Raw genomic sequence first — 13,272 nt, forward strand, 5'->3', positions numbered from 1 at the left:
AATAATTTTTCAATTTCCGGATTAAATTATGATGGTGGCTACAGCAATTGCATCAGGCTATACTTCAATATCTCCATACTCTCCGTAGCTTCTTTAGGGGTCAGGTGCCCGAATCCCAGGCGCATTCCGGACAGGCGCTTATGCTGGTACAGTAAGGTTTTAGGAATGAAGAGATTATTTTTTGCGCATTCTTTTGTGAGCTGCAGGAGGTTGACGGGATGTTTCCATTCCGTCCATACGGCCAGTCCGCCGGTTGGTTGGCGAAACTCCAGGTATTCCCCCAGGTGTTGCTCCAACAGGTTGGTGAAGTGATCCCGGCGTTCGTGGTAGACTTTAAGGGATTTTTTCAGGTAGCGGTGGATCTCTCCTTCTTCGATCATCTCCCCGAGCACCTGTTCCATGAGCACGTCCCCCTGGCGGTCAATGATGCCGAGGTGCTTGCGCATTTCGACCATGAGGTTTTCCGGCGCTACGATGAAGCCTGTACGAAACCCGGGGGCCAGGGATTTTCCGAAGGCGCCGATGTACACGACCATGCCGTTTTTATCCGCGCTGGCCAGGGGCAGTACCGGACTTTTCTCGTAGTGGAAATCGTAATCGTAATCATCTTCCAGGATGATAAAGCCGAATTCCGCGGAGAGGTTGAGCAGCGCGAGGCGGCGCTGGGCGCTGAGGGTAACGGTGGTAGGGTAATGATGGTGCGGGGTGATGTAGAGCATGCGAATGGTTTGCCGGCTGCAGATTTCCCTGACGGCGTCCACGTCTATCCCTTCCCCGTCGATAGGCACGGGCATGATCCTCGCCCCGGATTTCTGGAAGATCATGTTCACGGAGAAATAGCTGAGGGCCCCGACCAGTACAATATCTCCCTTTGATAATAAAATTTCGGAGGTGATGTACACGCTCATTTCCGTACTGCGGGTAATGAGGATGTTGTTGGTGGAGATGTGCAGGCCGCGGGTTACGTTGAGGTAGTTGGAGAGGTTGCGTTTAAAATATTCGCTCCCGTCGTGGTTATAGTAACCGAGCTTACGGTGGTTGCTTTTGCGCTTCATATTGGCGCTGTACAGGCTGGACAGCCGGGCTATCTGCGTAAGGCGGATATCGGGCGTGCCATCGTTAAAAATATAATCACAGGCGGCGTGTTCAAAGGGGTTATCCAGTAAACTGGATTTTTTGAAGGAGAAGCCGGTGCTGGCGGGGTATTGCACCAGCGGCGCTTCTTTCGGCCCCCTGATCTTCCGGGGCTTTGCGTCAGGGTTGCCTATTACGTAGGTGCCTTTGTTAGGGCGCGACTCGACCCAGCCCTGTGCGTCCAGCTCTTCATATGCCGCTACGATGGTATTGCGGTGCAGGCCCAGCGCATCGCTCAGCTGGCGTGTGCCGGGGAGCCGCGCCCCGGGGGGTACAAATCCCCGCTGTATGGCGTTTACCAGCTGGTTGGCGATTTGAATATAAACGGCGGTGGCCGAGGCACGGTCGACCTGTACAAAACTTTCGAATGGCACGTTCACCGGACTACCCATGAATGCAATTTTTTAATAGTCCGGCAAAATACGGCTTTTATCCGGACTAGCTACAATATAAAATCCGGCCTAGTCTGACCATCCGGATAGCCATTACATTTGACCCGAAAAATCAGGAACTTATGTATCAGTTACTTCAACATATAGTGAGTCAGCCGCACCTGCATGCCCGCTGGTTAAATACCCTGTCGTTCATGGAAAATGCCGGCGCCAGGAAGATATCCGCCTGCGAGCATGCCACCAGCGTGGACCTCATCCAGCTGAAGCATGCCGCGGAGGAACACCGCCATGCCTACTACCTGAAAAAGCAAATCCTGAAGCTGGACGGGGAGCTATGCAAGACTTACCTGCCGCACGAGCTGCTCGCAGCCACGCATACACGCCATTACCTTCACCAGCTGGATATGCTGACCTGCCGGTACCTGAAGACGCAGTTTGGATTGAGCGGGCAGGCGCTGAAAAATGCCGCTTACCTGTTTGTGACTTATGCCATTGAAGTACGGGCGGACGAGCTGTACCCTGTGTACCAGCAGGCGCTGGACCAGGCGGGCAGCAAAGTGATGGTGAAGTCTATCATCGTGGAGGAGGAAGGGCACCTGGAAGAGATGATCAGCCAGCTGAAACTATTTTCCGCGGACTGGGAAGCGCATGCGCGGTATGTACAGGCGCTGGAAAAGGGGTTGTTTGAACGGTGGCTGGCTGCCATTGAGGAGGAAATAAATAATTCGATAATACGCATACACGCAACTATAAATCTATAAGGAAGCAATGACAGCAGAAATCAGACACGACTGGACCAAAGAAGAGATCCAGGCCATTTACGACCAGCCGCTGATGGAACTGGTGTACCAGGCCGCTACTGTACACCGCCGGTACCATGCCGCAGATGAAGTACAGGTTTGCACCCTCCTCTCCATTAAAACCGGGGGCTGCCCGGAGGACTGCTCCTATTGCGGACAGGCAGCGCGTTATCACACCAACATTAAGGTACAGGCCCTGCTGCCGGTGGAAACCGTGCTGGCCCATGCTAAAAAAGCCAGGGAAACCGGTTCCACGAGGTTTTGTATGGCCGCCGCATGGCGGGAAGTGCGGGATAACCGCGACTTCGACAAGGTGATAGAAATGGTCAAAGGAGTAAATGAGCTGGGCATGGAAGTATGCTGTACCCTCGGCATGCTCACGGAAGAACAGGCCGTCCGCTTACAGGAAGCCGGTTTGCATGCCTACAACCACAACCTCGATACCTCGGAAGAATATTATAAAGAGATTATCTCCACCCGCAATTTCGACAACAGGATCAACACGATCAACAACGTGCGTAAAGCCGGTATCACCGTTTGCTCCGGCGGCATCATTGGGTTGGGGGAAACCCATCACGACCGCATGGCCATGCTGCTTACGCTGGCCAACATGCCGAAGCATCCGGAGTCCGTGCCTGTTAACGCCCTGGCGCGGGTGAAAGGAACGCCATTGGAAAACAATCCCAAGGTGGACATATGGGATATGGTACGCATGATTGCAACAGCAAGAATTGTAATGCCTGCCTCCGTGGTAAGGCTCAGCGCTGGCCGCATTGAAATGAGCGAAGCGGAACAGGCCTGGTGCTTTATGGCAGGCGCCAACTCCATTTTTACCGGGGAGCGGCAAACCTTACTGGTGACGCCTAACCCGGGCGTGGATGAAGATATGCAAATGTTGCAAACACTGGGACTTAAACCTATGGAAGCCCGAAAAGAAGCACACTCCTGTTAACGGAGGAATACCCCAAGGAAGGAAATCCCCACTCTTCCGGGTGGGGATGTTTTTTGGGCGCCCTTCGTGTTTGTCTTAAAGATTAATATATTCAATATCCACCACTTTCCCGAAACCGGTGAAAGTATAGTAGCTGGGGTGATGGGGAAGCTCCATATTGATAATGTCTACCTTCCCTCCCCTGGCGCCCCCGGCAGGATGGAATACGCCTACCATCAGCCCTACTACCGGCGGCTCAATCTGTGCCCTGTTATAGTTCTGTGGTTTAATCCCTGTTTCCGGGTATTTTCCGGAATGGCAGAAGTTGTAGCTTTGCCATGCCGATTAGGCTGATTATTATGAAAAAACTATCATTCCTTTGCCTGTTGCTGGTAGCTATCAGCAAATGCACCTTCGCACAGGAGGACTTCCCGGACATGCGCAGCTGGGCTATTTATGGGGACTCCATTGAGCGCTATGTATATGCGGATACTGCTTTTATCAGGGTATCCCCCGATACGCGCCAGGCCCCTGTCGACACCCTCTTTGCAGGGGATAATATCCTCGTACTGCAGGTCACTAAAAACGGGTTAACCGTTCGCGGACTCAGAGGCCCGTGGCTGCAGGTGACTTACACCAAAAACGGGGAACAAAAGAAAGGCTACATCTGGCAGGGGCTTGTGAGCCTTACGCCGCTGCGCCGGGGCGATACCAAGTTTGTGGCGGCCATTGAGCGCCGGTCCGACAGCCTGTACCTCAACGAAGACCGCCAGCGGGATACCCTCCATCGTTTTGTCGTGAAAGTAAAAGCTGTGCAGAACGGCGTCATTAAATCCACCGCTACGTTTATTACGGACGATGACGAGAGCGCCAACTTCGGCTATGGTAAAATAATGTCCGGTATGGGACTGACTAACGTGCAGAATATCGTGATCATCAGCTTCGGCGGGGAAGCCTGCGGCATTCCTACCTACGATTATTACCTGGCCTGGACTGCGGACCAGCGGCTGGTGCGGTTGCCGGGTAAGATGAACGTAGGCGATGCCGGCGCTTATTACCATTCGGAGAACTTCATCTTCCCGAATGAAAAGAATGGCCGGCCGGATATGATTACCTGGGAGATGAGTACAGAGGAAGCCACAGACAAACTGGATAAGAACGGTGAGTATATCATGGCAGTTACTGAAAAAGGCAGTAAGACTTACGCATGGGATCCCGTTACGTATAAAGTAACTGAATTGAAGCAATAAATCTTCTCCCCCCCTAAAAAAAATCACGCAAGGCAACAGCGCCTTGCGTGATTTTTAAGTAACTAGCGTGAAGCCTCCCTAAAAAATCACATAAGGCGTGATTTCTAATCACCGGAAGTGAACAAATAATTCTCCCCTAAAAAATCACGCCTTGCCTGATTTTTTTTACCTATTTAATCGCTTCATAAACCTCCGCTTCAATAATACTCAAGGTCCCCTTCGCCCTGGAATCATCCCTCGCTACCCCGTCATCCAGCTTTTTACCAGTCACTTCCACCATTTGGCTACCGCCGGGGTCTTTGGAAATGGATGCCAGCTGTATGCGTACTTTCCGGCCTTTGGCAGGCTTGCATGCCAGCGTGCAGTAGCCTAAGGTAAGCGGGGTTTTGCCGTTGAACACCTCCCTACCGTCAACGGTTATACGTAGCGGATAAGAACGGGATTTGAAATTGTTCAGTTTGAGGGTCACTTCGCTCACGGTGGCTTCCCGCTCCAGCTCGTACTCCACCCACGCGGTTTCCAGCTTACCATCGTTCACCCAGTCGGACAGCTCGTTGTCATCATAGCTCATAAAAACGGAATCGGCATTGGCGCCGGCAGTAGCGCGCTTTATACGCAGCGGCGTACGGGTAAGCCTATACGAAGGCGTTAATGGCGTGGGGCCACGCACCAGGCTTACCGGCAGACTTGCGCCCGGGAGTTCGGTAGACAACCCGTTCCTGGTAACAAACGGCTTCGATTCCAGGGTGATGCTGGCTGGCTTCAGCCCGTCCGCAGCGGCTTTCACCGTTATCGTACCGGCCCTTTCCGCCGCGCGTATCAGCGCGCGGTTTATACCGCCCTCCACGGGGAACTCCCGGGTAAGGGTATAGTTATCAGGCCCCATGGCCATCCCCCCGATCCATTCCGCCGGGCCTTCCAGGGAGAATTTAATCATATGCATCGCATCCGGTACACGGTTGCCGGCAGCGTCCACCACTTCCACCTGCAGCAGGGCAAGGTCGTGCCCATCGGCTGTCAGCCCCTGCGGCGATGCAATGTTGGTCAGCTTCAGCGCCACCGGCGCGCCGGTAGTTTTCTTCTCTGCTGTGATCACCTGCCTGCCTTTGCTATCGTACCCGGTGGCGCTGATGGCGCCTGCCTCCCAGCTCACAGCCGGGAAGGTAAAGAGAAAGCCATCGCTTTTTTCGCCAAAGCCCTGGGATTTACCGTTTACTTTCAGTTCTACTTTATCGGCCGTGGAAATGACGTACACCGGCTTCCTTACGCCCGGCCTGTAGTTCCAGTGGCCCACGATATGCAGGCCTTCCTGCTCCGGTACCACCCAACCGTTCCACATCACCTGGTGCGCATAGAAGTTTTCCTTTTGAATGCGCAGGGCATCTACTTCCCCGCTGCGGCGGTAGTTTTCCTCCCCGCGGTGATGGGTGTTGGTTTCCGAGAATACGATGTTCACCCCGCCGGCGCTCACGCGGGCGCCGGTGCCGGGTCTTTCCCGCCAGAACTCATACCAGCGTTTCACATTTTCCACGGCATGGCTTTCCATGTTGCGGTTGTAGGCAGCGGCGCTTTGCCCCTTGTGAGCCGGGCCTTCGCCGTCTTTATGATAAGGCGGCGTATAGTCGTCCCAGTACTTGCGGGAGCCTTCATCGCGGGAGTATTCCATCGCCCACATGGGAATGTGCGCGCTTTTGTTTGTATAAAGCATCTCGCCCCCATACTCCGCCTCTTGGCTGTTCAGCATCTCCCGGGAGCCGATCGCGCGGCCGCCATGGGGGTCATACTGATCGCGGATGGCTTTCATCTCTTTCATATGCGCTTCGCTGATGCTCTCATTGCCGCATTCATAAAATACGATGCTGGGGTTATTGCGGTTGTAAATCATCGCATCCCGCATGACGGCCTTACGCTGCTCCCAGCGGGCGCCGGTTACATCCGCTTCCGCATCGCCTGCGGGCATGGCCTGCATGAGCCCTACCCTGTCGCAGCTTTCCACATCCTGCTTCCAGGGGGTGATGTGCATCCAGCGTACCAGGTTACCGTTGCTGGCTACCATGAGGCCATTGGAATAATCGCTCAGCCATGCCGGTACGGACATGCCTACGGAAGGCCATTCGTTGGAGGTACGCTGCGCATAGCCATGCACCATGATCACCCGGTCGTTCAGGTAGATCATGCCATCCCGGAATTCCGTTTTGCGGAAGCCCGTGCGGGTTACTACCGCATCTACCGCCTTGTTGTTGATCTTTAGCGTAGTGGTTACGTTGTAGAGATAGCCATAGCCCCAGCTCCAAAAGTTGAGGTTTTGCAGGGGCGCGGCGGCCGTCAGCACTACTGCCTGCCCGGGCGCTATGCTTTGTTTGCCGCCGCTGAAATTCGCTACCGGCTTGTTGTTGATGTCGGTGATCGTCACCTCCAGGGAAACCTGCTGCGGTGCGGCGGTTTCGTTCTTTACTTCCGACTCCGCATGGATGGTGGCGGACCTTCCCTTGATATTGAAATCGGTTGCATAAATATACGTGCCAATAGTGTGGAGGAGGGAATGAAGCGGCAAAGTTTGGTACACTTTGCCTGTTACATGCAGGTACACGTTCTTGTTGATGCCGCCGTAGTTGGCGTTGAAATTTTTATCCTCCCACTGGAACTTTTGATTAGTGGATTTCTCCCGGTAATCCCAGCTATTGTCGATCCTCACGGCCACGGTGTTTTCCACGCCTGGTTTTACGAGGTCCGTAATATCAAAGCCAAAAGCCATGACGCCGTTTTCGTGTATGCCTATCCGTTGTCCGTTCACATAAAACTCGCCTGCCTGGCGGATGCCTTCAAACTCCAGGAATACCTTCTGCCCGGCTGCGGAAGCAGGCAGGGTGAACTTTTTGCGGTACCAGGCAATGCCGGTGCTCAGTTCCGTGATATCTTTCCGGAAAGCTTCCTGCTGGTTCCAGGCATAAGGCAGCGTTACCTTCTTCCAGCCGGCATCGTTGAAGTCCGGCGCGGCGGCGGAGGTATCGCCAATGAATATTTTCCAGTCGCTGTTGAAGTTGTATTTCGCGCGTTGCGCAAACGCGGCCATGCAGAGGAGCAGGCCGGCAAGGGTGAGGTAGAGGCGTTTTTTCATACGTAGCTGCAAAAAGTGACCACTATTTACAAAATACCCGTTGCCAATGGCAACGGGCTTTTATCGGGAACTCATAAAAAAATTAATAGCCAGGGTTCTGGTAAGCAGCCATAGCGGCGGCATCCAGCGGTTTGCCGTTTTCGTCCGTCAACTGTAACAGGTAGTTGGACGGCCACGGACGGAAGGTGTATTCCTTCTTCATTTGTCCTTTACCGTTACCATTCTGCCCGTTGCCATTCACCGGGTTATCCGCTACCGGCCAGCGGCCTGCAAGCGGGGAAGCCATCTGGTTCAGGTACACGGTGCGGTCGTACAGGATGCCGGCATTGTGCAGGTCCTCCCATAATACGCCTTCACCCAGCAGCTCTCTAGTCTTCTCATTATAAATGAAATGGATAAACATATCCGCTTTGCTGGTCACGGTCGGGATGTAATGCTCTGCCAGGGCCTGCGGCGTACCAGGCGTAAAGTATTCTTCCGTAGCGCGGATGGCGTTGAAGGAAGAACCGTTCGCAGGATAAGGCGTAGTTTTTTCCGCAGCGGTGAGCGTGGCAGCGCCGGGCTCCCATTGTACGAGCACCTGCGGGCGACTCTCGCCTGATTTATACGCAGCGCGCTGGCGGATCACATTGATGTCTGCCAGGGCGTCGTTGTACATACCCTTACGGCCATACGCTTCCGCGCGCACCAGGTAGGTTTCGCCGAGGCGCATCAGGATGGCGTCCCTGGTGCCGCTTTCGCTGTTGAAGTTACTTTCATCCGCACTGCCGCCACGGAGCGGGTCCACGAATTTTTTCACGGATAAATACGGCGCCGGGCTACCGGTGTTGAGGCCAATCGGGTTCTGGTTGTAATTGACGCGGTAGTAAATACGGCCCGTCACCGCGGAGCGGATCCACCTTACGGCAAACTGGTAAGGCTGGCTCATCACCATCGTACTATCCAGCGCTTCGCTCTTCTGGTTTTCCAGGTAGATGAGCGCGCGTTTACCGATGGTGGCCCTTGGCGCGCCGGCAACCACATTCGGTTCGCCGGCAGGCTTGTTGGCATTCCACCAGGCTGCTGCAGCGGCGTTCCAGGTCCAGGAGCCGGCAGCATTACAGATGTATTCGTATTGGAAAGTTTTGTAGTAGCGGGAGTCGTTCACCTTATCCGTAAACACATCGTACCCGAAGTCCGTAGGTTTGAAAGTACCAAACGGGCGGCCATAGGCCATGGCGCGGGTAACGCCCGTAGCGTCCGTATAGTTGCCGGTGTGGTAGTTAACGGAGCGGTTGCTGAAGCGGCCGTTCAGCGTAGTGTTTACATCAAACTGCGCCGCCCAGAGCACTTCCTTGCTGGGCGTGGTTTCAGAAACCTTCGGATCAAAAAGCGTCCAGTAGTCCTGCGCCAGCGCGGCGGTACCACCGGCGGTGTTGATCACATCCGTGGCAATGCTGATCACGGAATCCAGGTCCGTAGGTACGTTGCCTTTATAGAGCATTTTCAGGGAGTTGTCCCCACTGTTCTGGAAGGTAGCGGCTTGCGCGCGGGCCAGGTACAACTTCGCCAGGAAGTGGCCGGCCGCCAGTTTGGTAACGCGGCCCTGCTCTCCCACCGTTACCGGCAGGCTCGCATAAGCTTCGCGCATATCCCCGATGATCTGTTTGTAGATATCTTCCAGCTTCGCTTTCGGGTAATAGTACACGCCATTGTCCATACGTTTAGGCGTGAGCGTTAGCGGCACGTCGCCCAGCTGGTTGGTCACCAGGTAATAGGCCCAGGCACGGAGGAAGAGGATCTCCGCGCGCTTGGTCTTACGGTAGTTTTCATCCGTACCAAACTTGCCGGGCTTCTGGTTGTCGATAATATCCAGCGCGATATTACAGTTGTTGATATGCGGGTAGATGCCCATCGGCGGATTGTCCGCATTGGTAGCGCCGAGGAAGTTGTACACGTTGGTAGCCGCGATGGTAGCCACATTGGAGCCGTAGATGGCGGCCGTCATAGTGGCGTAGGTATTCGTGGCGGACATATACGCATCCGTTTCTGCCTGTACCAGCCTGCATCCGCTGGCATCCCACTCGTTTTTCAGGCGGGAGATGTTGTACAACCCGTTGATCAACGAATTCAACCCTTCTTCAGTATTGTAGTAGTCCTGCGTCAGATTGGAGACTTGCTTTTCCGTTAAAAACTTTTTGCAGGAATCCAGGGAACCTGCCAGCAGTACCAGGACTATCGGAATATATCGTTTCATAATTGCTGTTAAGATCGTTAAGGATTAGAATGCTGCACGTAAACCAAACACGATACTGCGGGGCAGTATGGTATTGTTATTTTGCCCTCCCACCGGCGCGGTGAAGAAGGAATTCGCCTGCGATTCTGATTGCCAGTTAGTTTCATCATCCGGGTTCAAGCCCATCTTCACTATATCTCCGCCGAAAATGAAAGGATTCAGCACCTGTACATTCAACTGAATATTTTTCATTTTAAGCTTGTTGGTAACATTTTCAGGCAGGTCGTAAGTGAGTGAAATGTTTCTCACCGCGGCAAAGGAACCGTCGTGGTACTGCATGGCGGATTCGATGTTGGTCACGCCCGTAGCGCCGAGGATAGGCAGCGGCCAGCGGCCACCCTGGTTATCCCAGCTCCAGAGGTCTGTTTCATTTCTGCCGAATACGCCGGGGTAGCCACCAAAGTAGGTTTGACCCACGCGGGCATAGATGAAGGAACTCAGGGACCAGTTCTTATAGGTAAAAGTGTTGGTAATTCCGCCGTACCATTTCGGGCGGGAAGTTCCGCGGATCACGTAGTCCGCCGCGTCGATCTTGTAATCGCCGTTCTGGTCCACTACCCTTACGGTGCCTGGTTTGAAATCCAGGCCGCCGATAGATTTGAACTTCGCCATCTCTTCCAGGTCCTCTTTACTGTTGCTCCAGATACCGGCATCCTGCAGCTGGTAGAATACCTGCCATGGCTGGCCGATGAAGAGGCGCTGGGCCACCATATCCTGCTTGCCGTTGATCAGCTCCACGATTTCTTCGTGGTTGGTAGACCAGGTGAGGTTGGTGCTCCAGGTAAAGTTTTTGGTGCGGATATTATCGGTATTGATTGTTACCTCCCATCCCTTGTTCCTCGATTTACCGATGTTCATCAGCTTGCTCACGTAACCGCCTACGGCGTTGAGGTCGCGGGAGAAGAGGAGGTCGCGCGTTTGCTGGTTATAGTATTCCACGGAACCGGAGATGCGGCTGTTCAGCACGGCGAAGTCGATACCGGCGTTGATCTGCGCGGTCTTCTCCCAGCTCATGTCCGGGTTCTGCGCCGTCAGCGGCAGGTAGCCGATGGCCGGCGTGGAGCCCCATGCGTACGGCGCCCTGTCCAGCGGACCGCTGGTGGTGTACGGCGCCACGGAAGAGTTACCGGTAACGCCATAGCCTATACGTGGTTTCAGTTCATTGATCCAGCCGATGTTGCGGATCCAGCTTTCTTCCTGCATCTTCCACGCGAGCGCGAAGGACGGGAAGAATTCCCATTTGTTGGAAGGCGCCAGCACGGAGGAACCGTCGTAACGGCCGGAAACCGTCAGCAGGTATTTATTCATCAGGGTATAGTTGATCCTGCCCATGAAGGAGCTGAGCGTATTTTCCGTAAAGCCGGTACCGATGCCCGGGTTGCCCTGGGTGTTGGAAGCGAGGTCGTACCACATACTGAGCGGGATAACGACGCCGCCTACACTGGTACTGGTGTTTTCCTTGCGCGACTTCTGGGCGGACTGCAGCAATGTTACGCCCAGCGTATGGTTTTTATTGAATGATTTATCGTAGGTCAGCAGGTTTTCCACCACCCAGGAAAAGTTTTCTTCCCTGGCGTAGGAGGCGGTGTTCGCGCGTTGGCTAAGGTGGCCGGTCACGTTAGGGCCGGTCCATGCGCCATTGCGGAAGTTGCGCATCTGCGCGCCGAAGTTCACGCGGTATTTCAGACCAGGCGCCAGCTTCACTTCCGAATAGATATTGGACATGATAGCGGAAGAACGCCTTTCGTTGATGGACTGGTCGATATCTATCAGCGGGTTCCAGGTGTTGAGGTTACCGCCCGGGTTGCGGATGGCAACGCCATTGCTGTCGTACGGGAACGCCCATGGGAACTGCGTGGTAGCGCGGCCGTAAAGGTCTTTTGCGCCGGTATTGCCGCTGTTGGTGGAAATACCAAAATTCTGGGTGGATAAGCTTGCGATCACGGACACGCCCATGGTAAACCATTTATTCGCCACCACATCCCCGTTCAGGTTGAGGTTAAAGCGTTCGAAGTCCTGGTCCTTTTGTACGCCGTTTTGCTTGTTATAACCTACGGACATATAGAGCTTAGCCGCTTCCGTACCTGCGGAGAGGGAAAGCTGGTAGTTTTGGGTAATGCCCGTGCGGGTGGCTGCATCCCGCCAGTTATAGGTAGGGATGTTAGCGCCGTTATACACGGGGATCATATCCGGCCAGCCGAGGGCTTTTTCTTCCGCGGTGGTGGCGCGCATTTTCACGGTGCCGTCCGCATTCCATTCATAGCCTTTCATGGCGGCGGCCAGCAGTTCGGCGTAGTTGTTGGTGACGCCGGATGCCGGGAAGGAGAGGCTGTCCAGATGCGGATCTGCATACCATTTTTGCGGGGCCACGGTGAGGTCCGCCGGGCTGCCTGGCTGGTAGCGGCGGCCGTTCATGAGTCCATACCGGAGGCGATCGATGTATTCCCCGCCTGTCATCCAGTCGGTAAGATTTTTATAGCTATCCAGTGATACGCTGCTGGAAAGGTTCATGGAAACTTTTCCTTTGGAGCCTTTCTTCGTGGTCACGAGTATCACCCCGTTAGCGCCCCTGGAACCGTAGATAGCGGTGGCGGAGGCGTCTTTGAGGATTTCCACGGAAGCGATATCGTTCGGGTTGAGGTCATTGATGGAGAAGGAGGTAACGCCCAGCGCGCTTACCACCGGCACCCCGTCGATCACATACAACGGTTCGTTGGAAGCGTTCTGGCTGCGCGTACCGCGGATACGGATACTCGGCACTTCGCCCGGGCGCATGTTGGTGGACACGTTCATACCCGAGGCCTTACCCTGCAGCGCCTGCGCTACGTTGGTAACGGGGCGTTCCTGGATGGTTTCGGCGGTGATGCGGGAGAGCGCGCCGGTAACGTCGCTTTTCTTTTGCGTACCGTAACCCACCACCACGATGTCGTTCAGCATGGATTGCCTGGACGACAGCTGGATAGTGATGGATTTGCGGCGGATGGCATCCTCCGTCACGGGCGCCTGCTTCGGGTCGTACCCGATGAAGGTGACGGCGATGGTTTCGCTGGCGGCCACGCTGAGGGTGATGGTACCATCGCCCCCGGTCAATCCTCTTCTTTCAGTTTTGCCGATCATCACGGACGCGCCGGGTAACGGCATGCCGGTGGTGTCCTGGATATGAATAACGATTGGCGTCAGTTGCTGACGGATGCCGGCGAATACGTTGGTTGGCAGGGCAACGGCCATCAGGCAGATGGCGCCCAGCAGTGAAAAGCTGCATTTCATAAAAGTACCTGATTGCATTTCCCGTCGTCGGAAAGACTTCAAGACTGTAATAAGACGGGCACCTACGTTCGAATGGTGGCAAGCACTTGTTCTCATAACTTGGAC

Annotated in this window: 8 protein-coding genes; 3 read left to right on the top strand and 5 right to left on the bottom strand. The window is 54.6% G+C overall.

Going from position 1 to position 13,272, the window contains the following annotated elements; all coding sequences use genetic code 11:
* Positions 1–38 precede the first annotated feature (38 nt).
* Positions 39–1,526, bottom strand: coding sequence for a PLP-dependent aminotransferase family protein (locus BOC67_RS15960; protein ID WP_291911604.1), 1,488 nt, complete (start codon positions 1,524–1,526; stop codon positions 39–41).
* 122 nt (positions 1,527–1,648) lie between these two features.
* Between BOC67_RS15960 and BOC67_RS15965 the strand changes: the two genes are divergently transcribed.
* Both BOC67_RS15965 and bioB read left to right on the top strand, forming a co-directional pair.
* A complete protein-coding gene (locus tag BOC67_RS15965; protein WP_291911605.1) occupies positions 1,649–2,287 on the top strand; it encodes a hypothetical protein in 639 nt (212 codons plus the stop codon).
* Positions 2,288–2,294: 7 nt separating this feature from the next.
* A complete protein-coding gene (gene bioB, locus BOC67_RS15970; RefSeq protein WP_291911606.1) occupies positions 2,295–3,278 on the top strand; it encodes a biotin synthase BioB in 984 nt (327 codons plus the stop codon).
* A gap of 75 nt (positions 3,279–3,353) precedes the next feature.
* Here bioB and BOC67_RS15975 read toward each other — a convergent pair whose 3' ends face one another.
* On the bottom strand, positions 3,354–3,494 hold the full coding sequence (locus BOC67_RS15975; RefSeq protein WP_291911607.1) for a hypothetical protein: 141 nt from the start codon (positions 3,492–3,494) through the stop codon (positions 3,354–3,356).
* Positions 3,495–3,616: 122 nt separating this feature from the next.
* On the opposite strand from BOC67_RS15975, the gene BOC67_RS15980 reads away from it, so the two are divergent.
* Complete coding sequence (locus BOC67_RS15980) at positions 3,617–4,507, top strand: hypothetical protein (protein ID WP_291911608.1); 891 nt, start codon at positions 3,617–3,619, stop codon at positions 4,505–4,507.
* Positions 4,508–4,676: 169 nt separating this feature from the next.
* Here BOC67_RS15980 and BOC67_RS15985 read toward each other — a convergent pair whose 3' ends face one another.
* The 3 genes from BOC67_RS15985 to BOC67_RS15995 form a co-directional block, all read right to left on the bottom strand.
* Positions 4,677–7,625 (bottom strand): sugar-binding domain-containing protein, encoded by a 2,949-nt coding sequence (locus BOC67_RS15985; protein WP_291911609.1) that lies wholly within the window; start codon positions 7,623–7,625, stop codon positions 4,677–4,679.
* A gap of 82 nt (positions 7,626–7,707) precedes the next feature.
* On the bottom strand, positions 7,708–9,861 hold the full coding sequence (locus tag BOC67_RS15990) for a RagB/SusD family nutrient uptake outer membrane protein (RefSeq protein ID WP_291911610.1): 2,154 nt from the start codon (positions 9,859–9,861) through the stop codon (positions 7,708–7,710).
* A 24-nt stretch (positions 9,862–9,885) separates the two neighbouring features.
* Positions 9,886–13,167 (bottom strand): TonB-dependent receptor, encoded by a 3,282-nt coding sequence (locus BOC67_RS15995; RefSeq protein WP_291911611.1) that lies wholly within the window; start codon positions 13,165–13,167, stop codon positions 9,886–9,888.
* Between the last annotated feature and the right edge of the window lie 105 nt (positions 13,168–13,272).

This window comes from Chitinophaga sp. CB10 (assembly GCA_001870995.2).
Lineage (GTDB): Bacteria > Bacteroidota > Bacteroidia > Chitinophagales > Chitinophagaceae > Chitinophaga.